The organism is Micromonospora sp. NPDC004551 (assembly GCF_040609975.1).
Classification (GTDB): domain Bacteria; phylum Actinomycetota; class Actinomycetes; order Mycobacteriales; family Micromonosporaceae; genus Micromonospora.
On the sequence record NZ_JBEXLM010000014.1, the window covers coordinates 158788 to 180547 of the forward strand.

Sequence of the window (21760 nt, forward strand, 5' to 3'; positions counted from 1 at the left end):
CGGTCCGGCGAAAAGCGGACATCCGGTGGCGGCCCACCCGGAATTGCGGGGGTCGATCGCACCGCCTGCCCCCGATGACCGTTTCCGGGGTCCGGGTGACCGGGCTCACCGATTTCGGATAACGATTCGGCCGATTCCCGCCCGCGAGCCGGGAGTCGACCCGGGTTCAGCCGGCGCGGGCCGGGCGCCAGCGTGCACCGGCCACGGCGGTGGCGGTGACCGGCGTGCGCGCCGCCGTGCCGTCGTTCGCAGGGGTGCGGCGGAGGGCGCCGGTGGCCGCGTACGCCTCGGAGGCCAGGGTGCGGGCCGCCTCGGCGGCCAGCTCGGCGTCCCGCCACGCCCGCCGCTCCCGCTCGGCGGCCGCCGTCCAACCGGCCCGGCGGCCCTCACGTACCGCCCGGGCCAGGACGATCTCCTGCTCGGCCGGGTGCCGGCGCGGGTCCCACCCGTTGCGGTGGGCCAGGACGTCGGCGAGCTGGCGGGCGCTCAGGTCGCCCCGCCAGTGGGCCGTCATGGCGGTGTGGTGCAGCCAGCGCTCCCGGGCCGCGTACTCGGCGGGGGTGCGCGGGGTGTGCGGGGCGGGCAGGGCGGCGGCGCCGGCGAGCCGGCGGGCGGCCGTGTCGGCCTCGTCGTACGCCCGCCAGGCCCGGTCGGCCTCGTCGTGGGCGGCGAGCCACTGCTCCCGGCGCCGCCGGGCGGTCTGCCGGGCCCCGGCGGCGGCCACCGCCACCTCGTCGGCGTAGCGGCGCAGGTCGGCCCGGCGGGCGGCCTCGTCGGCGGCCGGGTCGGGGGCCGGCTCGGGTGCCCCGTCCCGCTCGGGGCGGGCGACCAGCACGGCGAGCACGCCGAGGGCGAGCAGGAGCAGGGCCGACCAGATCGCGGCGGCCTCGGGAACCTCGGTCAGGAAGCGGTAGAGAACGGTCTGCGGCATGGCGCACCTCACGGGAGAGATCGTGGTGGAGAGGTGTCCGCACGGCCCGTGGGAGCGGCGGGCGCAGCGGCGACGCGTCCCGCCGGGCCGCTCACGGGCGGGTGCGGGGGTGAGGTTCGGTGCGTGGGGAGGGCGAGGGGGTCAGCGGGCGGGCGGTGCCCGGGAGCCGACGGTTGCGGGAACCAGCCCCGCCAGGACGAGAGGCCGTCCGGCCGCGCCGGTGCCGGACACGGCCCGGTCCGCCTCCCGGGTGACGGCTATGAACACCGCCACCGGCCCGGGCTCGCCGGCCGACCGGGCCGGCCCGTCGGCGGCGTCGTCCCGCAGGGCCGGGGCAACGGCCCCGCCCCGGAGGGCCGCCCCGCGCACCGCGTCGGCGGCGCGCCCGTCCGCTCCGGCCGGGAGGTGCTGACCGGCGTCGGCCCGGAGGGCCGGACCCTCGACGGAGGCCACCACGGCGGGCGCCGCCGGCGGGGCCGCGGCCCCGCCGAGCGGCAGGGTCGCCGCGCCGAACGAGCAGGCGACCAGCACGGCCAGGGTGGCCAGCGTCCGGGCGGTCCAGCGCGCCACCCACCACACGGGACAGGTGAGCGCGATCGGCAGCACGGGTACAAACTAGCGCCGCTGCCGCCACACCGCACCGGTCGCCGGGCGTGTCGCGCCACCCGGAAACGCGGCACCGACCAGGGTGGACGGTCGGCGGACGCGGCGAAGCCGGGAGGCGGGTGCGCGGCTCAGCCGGGGTCGCGCCGGCCGGCGTACTCGACGGGTCTGGCAGCCGTTTCCGGGGCCGCGCGGGGGGCGGGGACGGAGGGCGCCGGTGCTGCGGTGGCCGGCGCCGGACGGGCCCGGCGCGCCGGGCCGAGGCGGCGCATCAGGGGCATCTCCACCCAGCGGTGCAGCGCCGCGGCGAGCAGGAGGTTGAGCAGCAGGAAGACGAGCACCACGAGCGGCCCCCACCACCCGGGCAGGCCGGTCCCCCAGTCACCGGTGAGCCGCAGCAGCGTCTTCATGACGAGCACGTGGACCAGGTAGAAGGCGAAGGAGACCTCACCGAGCCAGACCATCGGGCGGGACCGCCACGGCGTGCGCCGGCCCCGCACGTCGGCGTCCGCCGCCGCGGCGATGACCAGCAGGTACGCCGCCGCGAGCAACGCCGCCCAGAACTCGGCGCGGATCCACAGCGCGGCGACGACCCAGGTGGCGACGAAGAGCAGGCTGGCCACGGTCAGGTTCGGCCCCCGCCAGCGGCCCCGGCGCAGCAGCTCGGCCGCGGCCACGCCCATCCAGAACTCGGCGGAGCGGGTGACCGGGAAGATCTGGGTGAACCACCAGCGGCTCTCCTCGGGCACCAGGAGCTGGGCGGGCCAGAGTGCCAGGATGAACAGCGGCACGGCGACCACCACGGCCCACAGCGCTCCGGTGCGGGCCCGCCGCAGCCACGGGAGCACCAGCGGCAGGCACAGGTAGAAGGCCAGCTCGCAGGAGAGCGACCAGCTCACGTTGTTGACGCTGTAGAAGTAGCCGTCGAGCGGGATCCAGGCCTGCACCAGGAAGAGGTTGCCGATCGCGGCCCACGGTGCGACCGGGTCGGCGAACCAGAACGCGACGGCCAGCGCCGCCACGAAGGTCACCAGGTGGTTCGGGTAGATCTTGGCGACCCGGCGGCGCAGGAAGGTGCGTCGCGGCTCGCCGTCGCGGTACGACCAGACCAGCACGAACCCACTGAGGATGAAGAAGAACTCCACCCCGGAGAGGCCGAGGCTGAACGCCTTGTTCACCACCGTCCGGAGGTCGGGCTCGGCGACGATCCCCATGGTGCCGACGTGGAAACCGAAGACCAGCAGGGCGGCGATCCAACGCAGCCCGGTCAGCGACGGCAGCCGGGTGGCGCGGGTGGCGGCCGGGGAGCTTGTCACCCGGGGCACCCTACCGGGTGGTATGCCCGGACGCCGATCGGCGCCGATCCCTCGTACGCCTGTTCGATCAGGGGGTACGATCGGCGGCGTGTCCGACGTCGTGTACCAGCCCTCGATGCTCGACTTCGCCGCGCAGGGACCCACGCTGGGCCCGCTCGCCGGCCGGCTGCGCCGGCACGAGCTGAGCCGGGGCGCCTGGGTCGACCACCTGCCCGGCTGGGTGGCGGGCTCCGACGCGGTGCTCGACACGCTGCTGCACGAGGTGCCGTGGCGGGCCGAGCGCCGCACCATGTACGACGCCGAGGTCGACGTCCCCCGCCTGCTCTGCTGGTTCGCGGCCGGCCGCCCGCTGCCGCACCCGGTGCTCACGGCGGCGCGCGACACGCTCACCGGCCACTACGCGGCCGAGCTGGGCGAGCCTTTCGTCACCGCCGGCATGTGCCTCTACCGGGACGGCCGGGACAGCGTGGCCTGGCACGGCGACACCCTCGGCCGCTCCGCCCACACCGACACGATGGTGGCCATCGTCTCGTTCGGATCGCCCCGGCCGCTGCTGCTGCGGCCCCGGGGCGGCGGAGGGACCAGCCTGCGCTTCCCGCTCGGCCACGGCGACCTGGTGGTGATGGGCGGGTCCTGCCAGCGCACCTGGGAGCACGCGATCCCGAAGACCGCCCGGCCGGTCGGCCCCCGGGTCAGCGTCCAGTTCCGCCCCGCCGGGGTGGCGTGACACCGGACCGGCACCGGGCCCCGGCCGGCGCCGTGCTAGAAACAACTCTCAGGGTCGATCACGCCCCCGTCACCTGACGACGCGAAGGGCGGCCCATGACCCAGTCCACCACCTCCCGCTGGTCCCCCTGGACCCTGCACGGTGACGGACGCTCCGTCACCCCCGGCGACGTGGTCCACCCCGACGAGCGGCTCTCCTGGCCGCGCACGGTCGGGGTCGGCGTGCAGCACGTGGTGGCCATGTTCGGCGCCACCTTCACGGTGCCGCTGATCACCGGCTTCCCGCCGGCCACCACGCTCTTCTTCTCCGGGCTCGGCACGCTGCTGTTCCTGCTGATCACCGGCAACCGGCTGCCCTCGTACCTGGGGTCGTCGTTCGCCTTCATCGCACCGGTGCTGGCCGCCAAGACCGACGGCGGCATCGGCGCGGCGCTCGGCGGCATCGTGGTGGCCGGCGCGGCGCTCGCGCTGGTCGGCGTGGTGGTGCAGCTGGCCGGGGCGCGCTGGATCGACGCCCTCATGCCGCCGGTGGTGACCGGCGCCATCGTGGCGCTGATCGGGCTCAACCTGGCCCCGGTGGCCTGGGACGGCGGCGGCAGCGGCACCGGGTTCAAGGCCCAGCCGCTCATCGCGCTGATCACCCTGGTCGCGATCCTGGTCACCACGGTGCTGTTCCGCGGCTTCCTGGCCCGGCTGTCGATCCTGCTCGGCGTGGTGGTCGGCTGGGTGCTGGCGGCGTTGCTCGGCCAGCTCGACCAGACGGCGGTCACCACGCTGAAGGAGGCCGCCTGGGTGGGCCTGCCGCAGTTCCACGCGCCGAGCTTCAGCCTGCGCGCCGTCGTGCTGGTCATCCCGGTGATCCTCGTGCTGATCGCGGAGAACGCCGGGCACGTCAAGGCGGTCGCCGCCATGACCGGCCGGAACCTGGACCGGGACATGGGCCGGGCGTTCCTCGGTGACGGTGTGGCCACCGTGCTGGCCGGCTCCGGGGGCGGCTCGGGCACCACCACGTACGCGGAGAACATCGGCGTGATGGCGGCGACCCGCGTCTACTCGACGGCCGCGTATTGGGTGGCCGGGTTCGCGGCGGTGCTGCTCGGTCTGTGCCCGAAGTTCGGCGCGCTGATCCTCACCGTGCCGGCCGGGGTGCTGGGCGGCGCCACCACGGCCCTGTACGGGCTGATCGCCGTGCTGGGCGCCCGCATCTGGATCGAGAACCGGGTGGACTTCCACGACCCGGTCAACCTCATGACCGCCGCGGTCGCCGTGATCGTCGGCGCCGCCAACTACACCCTGACCGCCGGCGACCTGTCCTTCAACGGCATCGCCCTGGGCACCGCCGCCGCCCTGGTCGTCTACCACGGCATGCGACTGATCGCGCACCTCCGCGGCACCACGCCCGCCTCGCGCCGCGGGCCCGAACCGGAACTCTGACCCGGTAGCGGTCCGGCGGAGGCCCGGCGGTGAGCACCGCCGGGCCTCCGCGCGTCGGGTCAGTCGCGGTCGATCTGGTGGCCGATCACCGTGGGGCCCAGCATCACGGCGAAGCCGGAGCCGTCGCGGCGGGGGTCGGCCGGGGGCAGCTCGACCGGGTCGCCGGTGGCGGTGGCGCCGACCGGGCGCGGGCCGATCCAGGCCACGGCCAGGTCCACCTCGCCCTTGAGGAACCGCTGGGCGCGCACGCCGCCGGTCGCGCGCCCCTTCGCCGGGTACGCCTTGAACGGCGTCACCTTGACCGTCGCGCCTGTCGAGGTGACCACCATCGGCTCACCGTGGCCCGGGTCGTCGGTGCGGATCGCGCCGAAGAAGACCACCCGTGCACCGGCGGGCAGGTTGATGCCGGCCATGCCGCCGCCCTTGATGCCCTGCGGCCGGACCGCGGACGCCGCGAAGCGCAGCAACGACGCCTCCGAGGAGACGAACGCCAGGGTCTCCGCCCCGTCGGTGAGCCAGGTCGCCCCGACCACCTCGTCGCCGTCGCGCAGCGAGATCACCTCGAACTCGTCCGAGCGGACCGGCCAGTCGGGGGCGCAGACCTTCACCACGCCCTGCCGGGTGCCGAGCGCCAGCCCGGGCGAGCCCTCCGCGGGCGGCCCCAGCGGGGCCAGCCCGACCACCGTCTCCCCCGGCTCCAGCGGCACCAGCTCGGCGGCGGACATGCCGCCACGCAGTGACACCGTGCCGGACTGCTCGGGCAGCACCGGCAGCGGCAGCACGTCGATCTTGAAGGCCCGGCCGGCGCTGGTCACCAGAAGCACCCGGCCGCGGGCCGTGGAGTGCACCACCGCACGGACGGCGTCGTGCTTGATCCGGCCGCTGCGCCGGCGCGCCTCGGCGGCCTCCTCCGACTCGGCGGCGGTGCGGGCGACCAGCCCGGTGGCCGACAGGATCACCTGGCAGGGGTCGTCGGCGACCTCCAGCGGGCCCGCCGGCACCGAGGCCGCCAGGACCTCCTTGAGGTCGCCGTCGACCAGGGTGGTGCGGCGGTCGGCGGCGAACTGCTTCACCACGGCGGCCAGCTCGTCGGAGACCAGCTTCCGCAGCACCTTCGGGTCGTCGAGGATCCTCGACAGCTCGGCGATCTCGCCGCGCAGCTTCTCCTGCTCGGCCTCCAGCTCCAGCCGGTCGTACTTCGTGAGCCGGCGCAGCGGGGTGTCCAGGATGTAGGTGGCCTGGATCTCCGAGAGCTTGAACTTCTGCATGAGGCCGTCCTTGGCGGCCTGGGCGTCCTCGCTGGCCCGGATCAGCCGGACCACCTTGTCGATGTCGAGCAGGGCGATCAGCAGGCCGTCGACCAGGTGCAGCCGCTCCTCGCGCTTGCGCTTGCGGTACGCGCTGCGCCGGGTCACCACCTCGTAGCGGTGATCCAGGAAGACCTCCAGCAGCTCCTTGAGGCCGAGGGTCTGCGGCTGGCCGTCGACCAGGACCAGGTTGTTGACGCCGAACGACTGCTCCAGCGGGGTGAGCCGGTAGAGGTCGGCCAGGAGCGCCTGCGGGTTGACCCCGACCTTGCACTCGATGACCAGCCGGGTGCCGTTCTCCCGGTCGGTGAGGTCCTTGACGTCGGCGATGCCGGTCAGCCGCTTGGTCTTGTTGACCTCGTTGGTGATGGCGGCGATGACCTTCTCCGCGCCCACCCCGTAGGGCAGTTCGGTGACCGTGATGGCCTGCCGGCCGCGGCTGCCCTCCAGGGGGCCGGTCTGCACCCGGGCGCGCATCCGCACCACGCCGCGCCCGGTCTCGTAGGCGCGGCGCACCTCGTCGAGGCCGAGCAGCAGCCCACCGGTGGGCAGGTCGGGGCCGGGCACGAACTCCATGAGCTTGTCCAGCGTGGCGTCCGGGTGGTTGATCAGCCAGCGGGCCGCCTGGACCACCTCGGCCAGGTTGTGCGGGATCATGTTGGTGGCCATGCCGACCGCGATCCCGGACGCGCCGTTGACGAGCAGGTTGGGGAAGGCGGCCGGCAGCACGGTGGGCTGGGTCAGCGAGCCGTCGTAGTTGGGCTCGACGTCGACCGTGTCCTCGCCCAGCTCGCCGACGAGCAGCATGGCCTCCCGGGACATCCGGGCCTCGGTGTAGCGCGCGGCGGCCGGGCCGTCGTCGGGCGAGCCGAAGTTGCCGTGCCCGTCGATCAGCGGCACGTTGAGCGAGAAGTCCTGAGCGAGCCGGACCATCGCGTCGTAGATCGCCGCGTCGCCGTGCGGGTGGTACTTGCCCATCACGTCGCCGACGATCCGGGCCGACTTCACGTGGCCCCGGTCGGGGCGGTGACCCTGCTCGTGCATCGACCAGAGGATGCGCCGGTGCACCGGCTTGAGCCCGTCCCGGGCGTCGGGCAGGGCGCGGGAGTGGATGACCGAGAACGCGTACTCCAGGTAGGAGTCCGACACCTCGTTGACCAGCGGGTTGTCGAAGACCCGGGCGCCGGCCTGGTCGAAGGCGGAGAGATCCGCCTTGGCGCGGTCGTCCTTGCGGCGTGCCATGGTTCAGCTTTCCCTTCGAAGAACCCGGTGGTCAGGCGTCGATGGCGTCGCGGTCGACCAGGTCGGCCGACTCGATGAGCCAGTTGCGGCGGGGCTCGACCTTCTCGCCCATCAGCAGTTCGAGGATCCGCTCGGCGGCCTCGACGTCGTCGAGGGTGATCCGGCGGACCGCCCGGGTCGCCGGGTTCATGGTCGTCTCCCACAGCTCGTCGGCGTCCATCTCACCGAGACCCTTGAACCGCGGGATGGGCGTGACGATCTGCTTGCCGGCCTTCTCCAGCTTGCGAACCGTCGCCTCCATCTCGGCCTGGGTGTAGGTGTAGACGGTCTGCGGGTTGCGCCCCTTGGTGGTGATCTTGTGCAGGGGCGGCATGGCCGCGTAGAGCCGGCCCGCCTCGATCAGCGGCCGCATGTAGCGGGCGAAGAGCGTGATGAGCAGGGTGCGGATGTGCGCGCCGTCCACGTCCGCGTCGGCCATGATGAGCACCCGGCCGTAACGCAGTGCGGAGAGGTCGAAGGTGCGCCCCGAGCCGGCGCCGAGCACCTGCACGATCGCCGCGCACTCGGCGTTGTCGAGCACCTGCTGGAGGTTCGCCTTCTGCACGTTGAGGATCTTGCCGCGGATCGGCAGCAGGGCCTGGTATTCCGACGAGCGGGCCATCCGGCTGGTGCCCAGGGCGCTGTCGCCCTCCACGATGAACAGCTCGCTGCGGTCCACCCCGGTGGCGCGGCAGTCGACCAGCTTGGCCGGCATCGACGCGCCCTCCAGGGCGGTCTTGCGGCGGGCGGCGTCCTTCTGCTGCTTCTGGGTCAGCCGGACCCGGGCCGCGTCGACGATCTTCTGGAGCACCGTGCGGGCCTCGGCCTTGGTCCTCCGGTCCTCCAGCCACGCCTTGAGGTGCGCCTCGACCAGGCCCTGGAGCACCTTCGTGATGCCGGCGGTGGAGAGCTCGTCCTTGGTCTGCGAGGTGAACTGCGGCTCCGGGATCCGCACGTGCACCACGGCGGTCATGCCCTCCAGGACGTCGTCCAGGGTGGGCGCGTCCTCCTTGGGCTTGAGCAGGCCGCGGGTGTTGCGGGCGGCCTCGGCCAGGGTGCGGGCCAGGGCCCGCTCGAAGCCCTTGCGGTGGGTGCCGCCGTGGGCGTTGCGGATGGTGTTGGTGAAGCACTCGACGGTGCGCTCGTAGCCGGTGCCCCAGCGGAACGCCACCTCGACCTCGGCCCGGCGCTGCACGTTGGACTGCATGACGCCGTTGGCGTCGGCGGCGTTCTCCCGGTAGGTGCCCTCGCCGGCGACCAGCAGGGTGCCCGAGACGGGGCGGTCGCCGGCCGGGGCGAGGTAGTCCACCATGTCGGTGAGGCCGTTGGGGAAGTGGAAGCTCTCCTCGACGGGCTTCTCGCCGGTCTCGTCGCACAGCCGGTAGGCCACGCCGGGGACCAGGAAGGCGGTGTTGCGCAGCTTGAGCCGGACCGCCTCGGTGTCGAGCGCCGCGCCGGTCTCGAAGTAGCGCGGGTCGTGCCACCAGCGGATGGAGGTGCCGGTGCGCTGGCCGCGCTTCATGGCGCCGACGATCTGGAGGCCGGGGCCGGGGGTGAAGGGCGCGTCCGGGCCGTCGCCGTCGAAGATGCCGGGGACGCCGTGCCGGAACGACATCGAGTGGATCTTGCCGCCGCGGCGGACGGTGACGTCGAACCGCCGGGAGAGCGCGTTCACCGCCGAGGCGCCCACGCCGTGCAGGCCGCCGGAGGTCTTGTAGCCCGATCCGCCGAACTTGCCGCCCGCGTGCAGCCGCGTCAGCACCAGCTCGACGCCCGAGATGCCGGACTTGGCGTGCACGTCGGTCGGGATGCCGCGGCCGTCGTCGTCGACCTGCACCGAGCCGTCGGCGTGCAGGATCACGTCGACCTTCTTGGCGTGACCCCCGACACCCTCGTCGGTCGAGTTGTCGAGGATCTCGTTGACGAGGTGACCCACGCCACGGCTGTCGGTCGAGCCGATGTACATGCCGGGGCGCTTCCGGACGGCATCGAGGCCCTCCAGGTGCGTCAGGTCGTCGGCCCCGTACAGGGTCTCAGGCTGTGCGGTCAACTGGTCGTACTCCCAGGTCTCGGGCGGTGTGGTGCCGTTCACCGTGCGATCCCCCACGTCGATCGCCAGGCGCGGCGCGCCGGAGCGAGCCTAGCCCGGCACTCCGACAGAGCCGTGGCACCCGGTGCGGTGCGGCGTCTCGTGCCGCACGCCCGGAGGCGAGGAGGCGTCCGTGCACGACAACGACATGCCCGGCCGGTGTCTTCCCGAACCCGGGCGGCGATCGCCCGCCCGGATCTCCATCCATTGACGGGCGTCACACGGTCGTGGTCTGATCGCCTCCTTGGAGAATCTTTCACATTTCGATGTGTGAGGGGGTCGGGTCATGTCCCTGTTCCGACGTGCCGCGCTCGCGGCGGCGCTGGCCGTCGCCTCGGTGGCGCTGCCGGCCGCCGTGGCGCCCGCCGGGCCCGCCGCGGCCGCCCTGCCCACCGCCGCCGTGGCGCTGGGCGACAGCTTCATCAGCGGCGAGGGCGCCGGGGCGTACGCGCCGGTGGTCGACGTCAACGGGGTGGCCCAGGGTTTCCCCGGCTGGTCGGCCCCGAACAGCAACGCCTACTTCTGCCACCGCTCGCCGAACGCCTCACTGTTCCAGGCGGACCTGCCGGGCATCGCCGCCCGGTTCAACCTGGCCTGCTCGGGCGGTCAGCCCTACGACATCGCCGCCGCCTCGGCCAGCCGGACGAAGGGCCGGCAGGTCAGTGCCCAGCTCGATCAGCTCCGGGCGGTGGCGCGGACCCACGACATCGACCTGGTGCTGGTCGGCCTCGGCTCGAACAACAGCTCGTTCACCTTCGGCAGCGTGGCGGAGAAGTGCGCCAACCGGTTCATCGCCGACGCCTGGACGGGCTGGTGGGAGTTCTGGGCGTACCTCGGCGGGCCGGTCGAGCAGGAACCCTGCACGGACGCCGACCCGGCCACCCCGGCACAGGTCAGCGCCGCGACGGCGGAGACCACGGCGGCGGTGCGCCAACTGCTCACCACCCTCGACCAGATCGACGCCGACGGCCAGCACCGGGTGGTGTTCCAGGACTACACCAACCCGCTCCCCGCCGAACTGGCCTCCGGCTACTGGACCGAGGACGACCGGGACGACACCCGGGACAAGTTCCGCGCCCTGGGCGCCGAGCGGTACGCGGCCGGCTGCCCGATCCACCGCGGCAGTCTCGCGCCGGGGCAGCGCTTCTCGCAGGGCCTCGGCACCCTGGTCAACACGGTCCGGACCACCGTGGCCGCCGAGTTCCCGCAGGACGACCTGGTCTACCTCAACGTGCAGCGCGCCTTCGACGGCGCCCGGCTCTGCGAGTCGGCGGGCAGCCCGGGCAACGCCCTGGCCACCCCGATCCGGCTGATGGACGGCCCGACCGGCGTCTTCGTGACCAGCCTCTCCGGCTACGACAAGCTCGACATCCAGCGGATCGCGAACGCCTGCGGGACCTACTTCCAGACCTGCCAGGAGTCCTGGCACCCGAGCGCCGCCGGCCACCGGGTGCTCGGCCGGTGCCTCACCGGCGCCGCCGCGACGGGCGCCCGGGCGGTCTCCTGCGTCCGCGCCCCGGACGGCACGGTCACGGTGAGCTGATCCGTCCCGGCCGCGAGGCGTCCCCGGCCGGGGACGCCTCGCGGTGGGTCAGTCGCGGACGGCCGTGCCGAGCACGTGCGGCGACGCCGGCGCCGGGAGCCCCGACGGCGGGAAGCGGAACCGGTCCAGCTCGACCACGGTGAAGCCCGCGGCCCGGATCGCCGCCACCGTGTCCCGTGCGGTGTGGCAGCCGGCACAGCACAGCGGCCAGAGCGTGGCGTCCGCCAGTCGCTGGGCCCGGCGCAGCCCGGGGATCTCCGCGACGACGTGCTCGTAGAAGCGGAGCTGCCCGCCCGGACGGAGCACCCGGCGGGCCTCACGCAGCGCGACCGCCTGGTCCGGCACCGAGCACAGCACCAGCGACAGCACCACCGCGTCGGCGCTGCCGTCGGCGACGGGCAGCGCCTCGGCGAGGCCGGCGACCACGGTCACCGGCACGGGCGCCCCGGGCGCGGCGGACCGGACGAGGGCGCGCAGCCGGGGTTCCGGCTCCACGGCGAGCACCCCGGTCACGCCCGGCGGATAGTGCGGGAGGTTCCGCCCGTTGCCGGCCCCCACCTCGACCACCCGGCCACGCAGCCCGGCGACCAGGCGGCGCCGGTGCGCGGCCGCGCCGGCCCGGTCCATGGTGACGCTGGCCCGGGCGAAGACCCGGGCGAAGATCGGATGCGAGACCGCCATCAGGGGCGTTCCGGCGAGGCGCCAAGGGTGAGCAGCAGCGGACCGGCCGCCCCCTCGGCCAGCTCACCGAGGCGTACCCCGTCGAGCACGGCGAGGAAGGCGGCCTGGGCGCGGCGCAGCTCGCCGCGCAGGCGGCAGCCGGCGACCAGCGGGCAGGCCGGTTGCTCGCAGTTGACCACCTCGGCGTCGCCCTCGAAGGCCCGCACCACGTGGCCGACGGTCAGCTCCCCCGCGTGCTCGGCGAAGGCCACCCCACCGGCGCGGCCCCGGATGGTCACCAGCACACCCAGCCGCTGCAACCGCTGCACCACCTTGGCCACGTGGCTGCGCGGCAGCGCGAGCTGGGTGGCGAGTTCGTCCACGGTCTTCCGGGCCGGGGACGCGGCGGTCAGCATCGCGATCCGCAGGGCCATGTCGGTCGACCGGTTGAGCTTCACGCCTCGACCCTAGCCAGCGGTCGCACGTTCCGGCACGGGCCGAACCGCCCGTATCGGGGTGTGACGAGCGCTACCGCGACCCCGGGACCTTCGACCCTGAAGGGGAATCGAGCATTCCTGTTCAGTGAAGATCGACTCGTTCGACACCACGAGGAGTAATCGTGCTTTCGGAATCCGCAGCAGCGGTGGTGACGGCGACCCTGCCGGCCGTGCAGGCCAACGGCGAGGCGATCACCGGCCGGTTCTACCAGCGCATGTTCGCCGCCCACCCGGAGCTGCTGAACATCTTCAACCGGAGCAACCAGGCCACCGGTACGCAGAAGGCGGCGCTGGCCGGCGCGGTGGTCGCGTACGCCGAGCACCTGACCGGGGGCGGCGCGGCGCCGTGGGGGCCCATCCTGGACCGGATCGCGCACAAGCACGTCTCCCTGGGGATCACCGCCACCCAGTACACCATCGTCGGCCGGCACCTGACGGCCGCGGTGGCCGAGGTGCTCGGCGAGGCGGTCACCCCCGAGGTCGCGGCGGCCTGGGACGAGGTGTACTGGCTGCTGGCCTGCGAGCTGATCGCCCGGGAGGCGCGCCTCTACACCGGCGCCGGGGTGCCGGAAAACGGCTCGGTGTGGCGCGAGTGGCGGGTCAGGGAGAAGACCGCGGAGACCCCGGACGTGGCGTCGTTCACCCTGGTCCCCGCCGACGGCGGTCCGGTGCCCGGCTTCATCGCCGGCCAGTACACCTCCGTGGCGGTCGACCTGGGCGGCGGTCGTGGCCAGCAGATCCGGCAGTACAGCCTCTCCGGCCGGCCGGGCGCCGACCACTGGCGGATCACCGTGAAGCGGGTACGCGGCGCAGCTGGCGCGCCCGACGGCATGGTCTCCGGCTTCCTGCACGAGCGGGTGGCCGTCGGCGACACCCTCCGCCTCAGCCCTCCGTTCGGCGAGGTCAGCGCGGTCGGCGGCGAGGAGCCGCTGCTGCTGGTCAGCGCCGGCATCGGGCTGACCCCGGCCATGTCGGCGCTGGCGCACCTGGCGGCCACCGCCCCCGAGCGGCCGGTGACGCTGGTGCACGCCGACCGGACCGGCGCCGCGCACGCGCTGCGCCACGAACTGCCCGCGCTCCAGGAGCGGCTGCCGAACCTGTCGGTGCGCCTCTGGTACGAGGACGCCGCCGGCGGCGAGCTGCCCGGGGTCAAGGCGGAGATCGCCGAGGGGCTCGTCGACCCGGCGCTGGTCCCGCTGGCCCCCGGCGCGTACGTGCACCTGTGCGGGCCGGTGCCGTTCATGACCCTCGTCCGGGGCGGCCTGCTGCGCCGGGGCGTACCGTCCGAGCGGATCGCGTACGAGGTGTTCGGTCCGGGCATGCTGCGCTGAGGGCCGACCGGGGCCGGTGCCGGGCAGCCCCCGGCGCCGGCCCCGCGCCGTCTCCGCGAGCCGGTCCTGTTCGCACCGCTACCCGGCGCACGCGGCGACACGGCCCGGCTGCACGCTCATCACGGCCACCCTGCGTGAGGGCCTCCCCCACCACGACACCCACGCCGGACCCGCTTTGCTCTGCAGCCGCATAGGCAGCACTCACGGAGGGTTGCCGGTGCGTACACGGCTGCAGAGCAAAGGCGGAGGAGGGTGGTCCGGGGTCGGCGAGTCCTGACCGCCCGTCAGGCCCAGCGGGCGAGCACCGCGGTGAGCACCAGCAGGGTGCCGGCCATCTCGATCAGCCCGACCCGCAGCGGGGTGAGCCGCCGTCCGGGCAGCACCGCCGCCCGGAGCAGCAGCAGCGCGAAGACCGCCGCCACCGCCGGCCCCCACCCGGCGACCACCGCCACCGCCAGCGCCACCAGGTGGTACGCCAGCGAGGCCCACCGGTACCGGGCGCTTCCCCGCTCCCGGATCATCGTCTTGACGTACAGCACGGCGCCGCCCAGGTACGCGCCGACCGCCGCCGCGACTCCGATCACGTCGGCCGGCGGGACCTCGGCGACGGTGGCCACCAGGAACACCATGAGCAGGCTCTGCGCCACGGAGGCGAGGTCGTTGAGCAGGGCGCGTTCGCGGCGACGGCGGGCGTGGCCGGCGTTGACCGCGAGCAGGACGGCGTAGAGCGGCAGGTAGCCGAGGACGGCGGGGCGGGCGAGCAGCACCGGCGCCCCGAGCAGCGCGGTCGCGCCGCCGTACACCAGGAGCTGCGGGCGTACCCGGTCGGCGCGGCCGGTCTTCACCGCGAGCAGGGCGTAGTAGGAGAACAGGTACCCGGACAGTCCGATGCCGAGAACGAACAGGTGCGGCCAGCGCAGGCCGGTCACGCCGACCGCCGCGGCGTACGGCAGGAGCAGCATGGGCCAGGCGCCGTGCTGCGGCGGCAGCCAGCGGTGCCGGCGGCCGCGGGCCGGTCGACCGGGCCGCGCTTCGGGCCGGCCGGAGGCGGGCCCGGAGGTGGGTGCGGTGGCGGGCCGGGCGCCGGTGGCGCGCAGCGGCCGGGCGGTGCTCATCCGCGGGCGACCGTGAGCAGCACCACCGCAACGGAAGAACCTCCCGGCCGGATCGGTGCGGACGCGACGGGCGCCGGAGCCGGAGCCAATTGCGCCACTTTGCCCAGCTTCGCCACTTCCTGCCGCGCCGACCAGGGCCTTTGGTCCCGACTCCGAAGCTCCACAGCGGAGACTCGACTTCTCAGAGAAGTCGATGATCTACCGGTTAGGGCGTGGTCGCCAGGGTAGGGACCACTCATGCGCGTCCTGGGAATCAATGCGATCTTCCACGACCCGGCGGCTGCCCTGGTGGTCGACGGCCGGGTCGTGGCCGCCGCCGAGGAGGAGCGGTTCAGCCGCCGCAAGCACGGCAAGCGGCCCGTCCCCTTCTCCGCCTGGGAGCTGCCCGAGCTGTCCGCCGCGTGGTGCCTGAGCAGCGCGGGAATCGACGTGGACAGCCTCGACGCGGTGGCGTACTCGTTCGACCCCGGCCTCTGCCGCGACGCGGCGGAGCTGGGCCTCGGCGACCCGTGGGACTGGCTGCGGGTCGACTACGCCCGGCGGGCGCCGCAGTTCCTCGCCGCCGCGCTGCCCGGACTGGACCCGGACAAGGTGCGGTTCGTGCCGCACCACGTGGCGCACGCGGCCTCCGCCGGCCTGGCCGCACCGCCGGCCGGCGACGACACCGCGGTGCTGGTGCTCGACGGCCGCGGCGAGGTGGCCAGCCACCTGGCCGGCGTCTACCGGGACGGCCGGCTCTCGCCGCTGCACTCCCAGCAGCTCCCCCACTCGCTCGGCCTCATGTACGAGGACCTCACCCGGCATCTGGGCTTCCTGCACTCCAGCGACGAGTACAAGGTGATGGCGCTGGCCTCCTACGGCCGGCCGAAGCACCTGGGCCTGCTCCGCGACCTGGTCCGGGTCACCGACAACGGCGGCTTCCAGGTCGAGCGGATCGACTGGACGAGCATGGCCAAGGCCGTCGCCGCCGGTGGTGAGCTCGGCGAGGAGCACGCCGACCTCGCGTCCAGCGTCCAGGTGCGGCTGGAGGAGGTCATCCTCGACCTGTCCCGCTGGCTGCACGACGCCTCCGGCGGCGCCACCACCCTCGCCATGGCCGGTGGGGTGGCGCTGAACTGCGTGGCCAACGCGCGGATCGCGGCCGAGGGCCCCTACCGGGACGTCTGGGTGCAGCCGGCGGCCGGCGACGCGGGCACGGCGCTCGGCGCGGCGCTGCACCTGGCCGGCGAGCTGGGCGACCGGTCCACCCCGATGGCCGGCGCGGACCTGGGCCGGGGCTGGTCGGACGAGGAGCTGGAGGCGGAGCTGCGGCGGGCGGCGCTGCCGTACACCCGGCCCGCGTCGATCGCCGCCGAGGCCGCCCGGGTGCTGGCCGACAACGGCATCGTCGCCTGGTACCAGGGGCGCAGCGAGTACGGCCCGCGGGCGCTCGGCCACCGGTCGCTGCTGGCCCACCCCGGCGACCCGGACACCACCCGCCGGATGAACGACGTGAAGGGCCGCGAGCAGTTCCGCCCCATCGCCCCGATGGTCCGCGCCGAACGCTTCGCGGAGCTGTTCGAGGGGGTCTACCCCAGCCCGTACATGCTCTTCGTGCACCGGGTGAAGCCGGAGTGGCGGGACCGGATCCCGGCGGTCACCCACGTCGACGGGACCGCCCGGGTGCAGACCGTGCACCCGGAGACCGAGCCGGTGGTGGCCGAGCTGCTGGCCGAGTTCGAGCGGCGCACCGGGCTGCCGGTGGTCGTCAACACGTCGCTGAACACCGCCGGGCGGCCCATGGTGGACACCCCGCGCGAGGCCATGGAGCTGTTCGGTTCCGCCCCGGTGGACCTGCTCGCCCTCGGCCCGTTCGCGGTGCACCGCCGCGCCCTGGCTGGTGACCGGTGATCAGCGTCGTGGTGCCCACGCTGGGGCGGCCGAGCCTGGCCACCCTGCTGAACGCCCTCGCCGGTCAGTTCCACGAGCTGCCCGAGGTCGAGCTGCTGCTGGTCGACGACCGGCGCGACGACACCGGCGAGCTGGCCGTGCCGGGGGCGCTCGCGGCGTACACGAAGGTGCTGACCGGGCGCGGCGCGGGCCCGGCGGCGGCCCGCAACCTGGGCTGGCGGGCCGCCCGCGGCGAGTGGGTGGTCTTCCTCGACGACGACGTGGTGCCGGCGCCGGACTGGGCCCGGCGGCTGCGCGCCGACCTCGCGGCGGCGGGCGGGACCGGCGGCGTGCAGGGCGCGGTGGACGTGCCGCTGCCCGCGCACCGGCGCCCCACCGACTGGGAACGCGGCACCGCGGGCCTGGCCGAGGGACGGTGGATCACCGCGGACATGGCCTACCGCCGGACGGCCCTGGCCGCCGTCGGCGGGTTCGACGAGCGCTTCCCGCGCGCCTACCGGGAGGACGCCGAGCTGGCCCACCGGGTCCGCCGCGCCGGCTGGAACCTGACCCGCGGCCGGCGCCGGGTGACCCACCCGGTCCGGCCGGAGAGCCGCTGGGTCAGCCTGCGCACCCAGCGCGGCAACGCCGACGACGCCCTGCTGCGCCGGCTCTACGGACCGGCCTGGCGCGCCGACCTCGACCTTCCCCCGGGCCGGCGGCCCCGGCACGTGGCGGTCGCCGCGGCCGGCGCGGCGGCGCTGACCGCCGCGACGCTGCGCGCCGCTCCCCTGCGGTCCAGCCGCGCCCGGCGGGCGCTGGGCGTGGCCGGCGGCCTCGCCGCGCTCGCCTGGGCGGCCGGCACCGCCGAGTTCACCCGGACCCGCGTCGCGCCCGGCCCGCGCACAGCCGACGAGGTCGCCACCATGCTGGTGACCAGCGCGCTCATCCCGCCCCTCGCCGTCGTCCACTGGGTACGCGGCTGGTGGCATGCCCGCGCCGTCCCGGCCGGGTCCGTGGTCACGGCGCCGGCAGCCGGAGCGGAACGGTGCTGAGCCCCCTGTACGACGCGGTGCTGCTCGACCGCGATAGCACGCTGGTCGAGGACGTGCCCTACAACGGCGACCCGGAGAAGGTCCGGCCGCTGCCCGGCGCGCGGGAGTCGCTGGACCGGCTGCGCGCGGCCGGGCTCCGGCTGGCCGTGGTGACCAACCAGTCCGGGCTGGCCCGGGGCTACTTCACCGAGCGGCAGATGCACGCCGTGCACGCCCGGATCGAGGAGCTGCTCGGCCCCTTCGACCACTGGGCGATCTGCCCGCACGACGACACCGACGGCTGCGCCTGCCGCAAGCCGGCGCCCGGACTGGTGCACGAGGCGGCCCGGGCGCTCGGCACGGTGCCCCGGCGCTGCGTGCTGGTCGGCGACATCGGCCGTGACATGGCCGCCGCGCTCGCCGCCGGGGCCACCGGGATCCTGGTGCCCACCCCGGTCACCCGCACCGAGGAGGTCGCCGAGGCGCCGGCCGTCGTTCGGGACCTGCCCGGCGCGGTGGCCGAGATCCTGCGCCGGGACCGGGCGGTGCGACCGGTGGTGCCGCGCGCCGGGCGGGCCGGCACGGTGCTCGTGGTGCGCAGCGACTCGGCCGGCGACGTGCTGGTCACCGGCCCCGGCATCCGCGCGGTGGCGGCCGGGGCGGAACGGGTGGTCCTGCTCTGCGGGCCACGCGGCCGGGCGGCGGCGGAGCTGCTGCCCGGCGTCGACGAGCTGATCGAGTGGCGGCTGCCCTGGATCGACGGCTCCCCCGAGCCGGTCGACCCCGAGGACCTGCGCCGGCTCACCGCCCGGCTCGCCGCGGTGGGCGCCGACGAGGCGGTCGTCTTCACCTCGTTCCACCAGTCACCGCTCCCCTTGGCCCTGCTGCTGCGGATGGCCGGCGTCGCGAGGATCAGCGCGATCAGCGACGACTACCCGGGGTCCCTGCTCGACGTCCGGCACCGGGTGCCGGTCGGGGTGCCCGAACCGGAGCGGGCGCTCTCCCTGGCCGCCGCGGCCGGTTTCGCCCTGCCCGCGGGCGACGAGCCGGTGTTGCGGCTCCGCGCCGACCGGCCCGCGCCGGCCGTGGACCTGCCCGCCGGGGAGTACGTGGTGGTGCACCCCGGCTCGTCGGTCCCGGCCCGGGCCTGCCCGCCGGAGCGCTGCGCCGAGATCGTGGCCGCCCTCGCGGCCGACGGGCACCGGGTGCTGGTCACCGGCGGGCCCGGCGAACGGGAGCTGACCGCCCGGGTCGCCGCCGCCGGCGGTGCCGACCTCGGCGGAGCGACCGACCTGGCCGGGCTCGCCCGGATCATCGCCGGGGCCCGCTGCCTGGTGGTCGGCAATACCGGGCCGGCCCACCTGGCCGCGGCCGTCGGGACCCCGGTGGTCAGCCTCTTCGCCCCGACCGTGCCGTTCGGACAGTGGGGGCCCTACCGGGTGCCGACGGTCCGGCTCGGCGATGCGGGAGCGGCCTGCCGGGACACCCGGGCGGCCGTCTGCCCGGTCGCCGGGCACCCCTGCCTGGGCGGCGTCGACCCGGCCGGGGTGGTCGCGGCCGTCCGCCGCCTCGCCCCCGGGTTGAGCCCGCCGTCCGCCCCGCGCCCGCACCGTCGCCCACGAGGAGAGAGATGAACGTTCTGCTGTGGCACGTGCACGGCTCCTGGACGACGTCGTTCGTGCACGGGAGACACCGGTATCTGGTGCCGGTCACGCCCGACCGCGGCCCGTACGGGCTGGGACGGGCGCGGACCTACGCCTGGCCGGGGAACGCCGTCGAGGTGACCCCGGAGGAGCTGGGGCGGATCGAGGTCGACCTGGTGATCCTGCAACGGCCCGAGGAACTGGAACTGGCCGAACGGTGGCTGGGCCGCCGGCCCGGCCGGGACGTGCCGGCCGTCTACGTCGAGCACAACACCCCGAAGGGCGACGTGCCGAACACCCGGCACCCGATGGCCGACCGCGACGACCTGCTGCTCACCCACGTCACCCACTTCAACGAGCTGTTCTGGGACAACGGCGGCACCCGCACCGCGGTCGTCGAGCACGGCATCGTGCCGCCGAGGGTGGAGTGGACCGGCGAGCTGGACCGCCTCGCGGTGGTCACCAACGAGCCGGTCCGCCGCGGGCGGGTCACCGGCACCGACCTGATGCCGCGCTTCGCCGCGGTCGCCCCCCTGGACGTCTTCGGCATGGGGGTGGCCGGGCTGCCCGAGCGGCTCGGCCTGCCGGCGGACCGGCTGGCCGTCCACGACGACGTGCCGCAGGACCGGATGCACGCCGAGGTGGCCCGGCGGCGGGCCTACCTGCACCTGTGCCGGTGGACCTCGCTCGGGCTGAGCCTCATCGAGGCCATGACCATCGGCATGCCGGTGGTCGCGCTGGCCACCACCGAGGCCGTGGACGCCGTACCGCCCGACGCCGGTGTGCTCTCCACCCGGGTGGACACGCTGGTCGAGGCGGCCCGCTGGCTCGCCGAGGACCGGGACGCCGCGTACCGGCTGGGGGCGCGGGCACGCGAGGTGACGAAGGAACGCTTCGGGCTCGACCGGTTCCTCGCCGACTGGGACCGGATCATGGAGGAGGAGACATGCGCATCGCGATGATTTCGGAGCACGCCAGCCCGCTCGCCGTCCTCGGCGAGGAGGACGCCGGCGGCCAGAACACCCACGTGGCGGAACTCGCGGCCGCGCTGGTCGGCGAGGGGCACGACGTCCGTGTCTACACCCGCCGCGACTCCACCGCCCTGCCCGACGCGGTGTCCACCCCGGACGGCTACCAGGTGTGCCACGTGCCGGCCGGCCCGCCGCAGCGGGTGCCGAAGGACGAGCTGCTGCCGTACATGGGCGAGTTCGGCAGCTGGCTGGCGGACACCTGGCGGCGCGGCGGCTGGACCCCGGACGTGGCGCACGCGCACTTCTGGATGAGCGGGCTGGCCACCGTGCACGCCGGCCGCCGGACCGGGGTGCCGACGGTGCTCACGTACCACGCGCTGGGCACGGTCAAGCGCCGGCACCAGGGCGCGAAGGACACCAGCCCACCAGGGCGGATCGGCTACGAGCGGACGCTCGGCCGGGCCGTGGACCGGGTGATCGTGCAGTGCGAGGACGAGGTCGCCGAGCTGGTCCGGATGGGCGTGCCCCGGTCCCGGATGGCGCTGGTGCCGTCCGGCGTCAACCAGGCCGTCTTCCGCCCCGACGGCCCGGCCGCCCCGCGCGACCCGGCCCGCCCCCGCATCCTCACCGTCGGCCGGATGGTCGAGCGCAAGGGCTTCCTGGAGGTGGTCCGGGCGCTGCCCGCGGTGCCGGACGCCGAGTGCGTGGTGGTCGGCGGCCCGCCCGCCGACCTGCTCCCCGCCGACACGTTCGCCCGGCGGCTGTCCGCGCTGGCCGAGGCGTGCGGCGTGGCCGACCGGGTGAAGCTGGTCGGCGCGGTGCCGCGCGAGGAGATGGGCGCCTGGTACCGGTCGGCGGACGTGCTGGTGGCGGCCCCCTGGTACGAGCCGTTCGGGCTGACTCCCCTGGAGGGGATGGCCTGCGGCGTGCCGGTGGTCGGCACCAACGTCGGCGGCATCGCGGACACCATCGTGGACGGGCTCACCGGCGACCTGGTGCCGCCGCGCGACCCCCGCGCGCTCGGCACCGCGCTGCGCCGGCTCCTGGCCGACAAGGTCCGCCGTTTCGCGTACGCCACGGCGGCGCTGGACCGAATCCGCAGCCGGTACTCCTGGAAGCGCTGCGCCGAGCAGCTCGGCGCGGTCTACTCAGCGCTGACCACGGTGTCGCGGCCCGCGCCGGCGGTGGTCTGATGACCCATCACGACACGCTCGACGCCCACCTCTCCGGGCTGGCCGCGGCGCTGCTGCCCTACCGGCGGGAGGCCGAGCGGCTGGCGAGCTGGGGCACCGAGCTGGCCTGGACGCTGGCGCGGGGCGGGCGGCTGCTGGTGGCCGGCAACGGCGGCAGCGCCGCCGAGGCCCAGCACCTCACCGCCGAACTCGTCGGCAAACTCCGCGACGACCGCGA

General features: G+C 74.9%; 17 protein-coding genes and 1 pseudogene. 10 read left to right on the plus strand and 8 right to left on the minus strand.

Annotated features, from left to right (window positions below):
* Positions 1-166: 166 nt before the first annotated feature.
* From ABZW14_RS18620 to ABZW14_RS18630, 3 genes are all read right to left on the minus strand, one after another.
* Positions 167-931, minus strand: a complete 765-nt coding sequence (locus ABZW14_RS18620) for a hypothetical protein (protein ID WP_355347651.1) — start codon at positions 929-931, stop codon at positions 167-169.
* Between the two features lie 141 nt (positions 932-1072).
* Positions 1073-1537: a hypothetical protein gene (locus ABZW14_RS18625; RefSeq protein ID WP_355347654.1), complete on the minus strand. Its 465-nt coding sequence runs from the start codon at positions 1535-1537 to the stop codon at positions 1073-1075.
* Positions 1538-1665: 128 nt separating this feature from the next.
* A complete protein-coding gene (locus ABZW14_RS18630; protein WP_355347657.1) occupies positions 1666-2850 on the minus strand; it encodes an acyltransferase in 1185 nt (394 codons plus the stop codon).
* 88 nt (positions 2851-2938) lie between these two features.
* Here ABZW14_RS18630 and ABZW14_RS18635 point away from each other — a divergent pair, with 88 nt between their 5' ends.
* The gene (locus ABZW14_RS18635; RefSeq protein WP_355347659.1) at positions 2939-3577 is read left to right on the plus strand and encodes an alpha-ketoglutarate-dependent dioxygenase AlkB; all 639 of its coding nucleotides are present in this window, start codon (positions 2939-2941) and stop codon (positions 3575-3577) included.
* Positions 3578-3672: 95 nt separating this feature from the next.
* Positions 3673-5010, plus strand: coding sequence for a solute carrier family 23 protein (locus ABZW14_RS18640; RefSeq protein ID WP_355347662.1), 1338 nt, complete (start codon positions 3673-3675; stop codon positions 5008-5010).
* A gap of 59 nt (positions 5011-5069) precedes the next feature.
* On the opposite strand, the gene ABZW14_RS18645 is transcribed toward ABZW14_RS18640, so the two are convergent.
* The gene (locus tag ABZW14_RS18645) at positions 5070-7559 is read right to left on the minus strand and encodes a DNA topoisomerase IV subunit A (protein ID WP_355347665.1); all 2490 of its coding nucleotides are present in this window, start codon (positions 7557-7559) and stop codon (positions 5070-5072) included.
* A 31-nt stretch (positions 7560-7590) separates the two neighbouring features.
* Positions 7591-9690 (minus strand): DNA topoisomerase IV subunit B, encoded by a 2100-nt coding sequence (locus tag ABZW14_RS18650; protein ID WP_355347668.1) that lies wholly within the window; start codon positions 9688-9690, stop codon positions 7591-7593.
* A 283-nt stretch (positions 9691-9973) separates the two neighbouring features.
* On the opposite strand from ABZW14_RS18650, the gene ABZW14_RS18655 reads away from it, so the two are divergent.
* Positions 9974-11230 carry a hypothetical protein gene (locus ABZW14_RS18655; protein WP_355347671.1) on the plus strand — a complete coding sequence of 419 codons (1257 nt, stop codon included), beginning with the start codon at positions 9974-9976 and terminating at the stop codon, positions 11228-11230.
* Between the two features lie 48 nt (positions 11231-11278).
* Here the strand turns inward: ABZW14_RS18655 and ABZW14_RS18660 are convergent, their stop codons facing one another.
* Positions 11279-11911: a methyltransferase domain-containing protein gene (locus ABZW14_RS18660; protein WP_355347674.1), complete on the minus strand. Its 633-nt coding sequence runs from the start codon at positions 11909-11911 to the stop codon at positions 11279-11281.
* On the minus strand, positions 11911-12348 hold the full coding sequence (locus ABZW14_RS18665) for an Rrf2 family transcriptional regulator (RefSeq protein WP_355347677.1): 438 nt from the start codon (positions 12346-12348) through the stop codon (positions 11911-11913). Before ABZW14_RS18665 ends, ABZW14_RS18660 begins: the two co-directional genes overlap by 1 nt.
* A gap of 161 nt (positions 12349-12509) precedes the next feature.
* Here ABZW14_RS18665 and ABZW14_RS18670 point away from each other — a divergent pair, with 161 nt between their 5' ends.
* Positions 12510-13718: a globin domain-containing protein gene (locus ABZW14_RS18670; protein ID WP_355347680.1), complete on the plus strand. Its 1209-nt coding sequence runs from the start codon at positions 12510-12512 to the stop codon at positions 13716-13718.
* 284 nt (positions 13719-14002) lie between these two features.
* Here the strand turns inward: ABZW14_RS18670 and ABZW14_RS18675 are convergent, their stop codons facing one another.
* A complete protein-coding gene (locus tag ABZW14_RS18675; RefSeq protein WP_355347683.1) occupies positions 14003-14833 on the minus strand; it encodes a YwiC-like family protein in 831 nt (276 codons plus the stop codon).
* A gap of 237 nt (positions 14834-15070) precedes the next feature.
* Here ABZW14_RS18675 and ABZW14_RS18680 point away from each other — a divergent pair, with 237 nt between their 5' ends.
* From ABZW14_RS18680 to ABZW14_RS18705, 6 genes and pseudogenes are all read left to right on the plus strand, one after another.
* Positions 15071-16723, plus strand: coding sequence for a carbamoyltransferase C-terminal domain-containing protein (locus tag ABZW14_RS18680; protein ID WP_355347686.1), 1653 nt, complete (start codon positions 15071-15073; stop codon positions 16721-16723).
* Positions 16720-17757, plus strand: coding sequence for a glycosyltransferase (locus ABZW14_RS18685; RefSeq protein WP_355347689.1), 1038 nt, complete (start codon positions 16720-16722; stop codon positions 17755-17757). Before ABZW14_RS18680 ends, ABZW14_RS18685 begins: the two co-directional genes overlap by 4 nt.
* Positions 17754-19370 carry an HAD-IIIA family hydrolase gene (locus ABZW14_RS18690; RefSeq protein WP_355347722.1) on the plus strand — a complete coding sequence of 539 codons (1617 nt, stop codon included), beginning with the start codon at positions 17754-17756 and terminating at the stop codon, positions 19368-19370. The genes ABZW14_RS18685 and ABZW14_RS18690 overlap by 4 nt, the downstream gene beginning before the upstream one ends.
* Positions 19367-20341 carry a glycosyltransferase gene (locus ABZW14_RS18695; protein WP_355347692.1) on the plus strand — a complete coding sequence of 325 codons (975 nt, stop codon included), beginning with the start codon at positions 19367-19369 and terminating at the stop codon, positions 20339-20341. Before ABZW14_RS18690 ends, ABZW14_RS18695 begins: the two co-directional genes overlap by 4 nt.
* Complete coding sequence (locus ABZW14_RS18700) at positions 20326-21543, plus strand: glycosyltransferase (protein WP_355347695.1); 1218 nt, start codon at positions 20326-20328, stop codon at positions 21541-21543. Before ABZW14_RS18695 ends, ABZW14_RS18700 begins: the two co-directional genes overlap by 16 nt.
* Positions 21543-21760, plus strand: a pseudogene (locus ABZW14_RS18705) (phosphoheptose isomerase); the annotation flags it as partial. The gene ABZW14_RS18700 and the pseudogene ABZW14_RS18705, both read left to right, overlap by 1 nt.

Bases quoted from the DNA above. Each gene is read 5' to 3' on its own strand.
- ABZW14_RS18620 (WP_355347651.1), bottom strand. From the start codon at position 931: ATGCCGCAGACCGTTCTCTACCGCTTCCTGACCGAGGTTCCCGAGGCC.
- ABZW14_RS18640 (WP_355347662.1), top strand. From the start codon at position 3,673: ATGACCCAGTCCACCACCTCCCGCTGGTCCCCCTGGACCCTGCACGGT.
- ABZW14_RS18645 (WP_355347665.1), bottom strand. From the start codon at position 7,559: ATGGCACGCCGCAAGGACGACCGCGCCAAGGCGGATCTCTCCGCCTTC.
- ABZW14_RS18655 (WP_355347671.1), top strand. From the start codon at position 9,974: ATGTCCCTGTTCCGACGTGCCGCGCTCGCGGCGGCGCTGGCCGTCGCC.
- ABZW14_RS18660 (WP_355347674.1), bottom strand. From the start codon at position 11,911: ATGGCGGTCTCGCATCCGATCTTCGCCCGGGTCTTCGCCCGGGCCAGC.
- ABZW14_RS18675 (WP_355347683.1), bottom strand. From the start codon at position 14,833: ATGAGCACCGCCCGGCCGCTGCGCGCCACCGGCGCCCGGCCCGCCACC.
- ABZW14_RS18680 (WP_355347686.1), top strand. From the start codon at position 15,071: ATGCGCGTCCTGGGAATCAATGCGATCTTCCACGACCCGGCGGCTGCC.
- ABZW14_RS18695 (WP_355347692.1), top strand. From the start codon at position 19,367: ATGAACGTTCTGCTGTGGCACGTGCACGGCTCCTGGACGACGTCGTTC.
- ABZW14_RS18700 (WP_355347695.1), top strand. From the start codon at position 20,326: ATGCGCATCGCGATGATTTCGGAGCACGCCAGCCCGCTCGCCGTCCTC.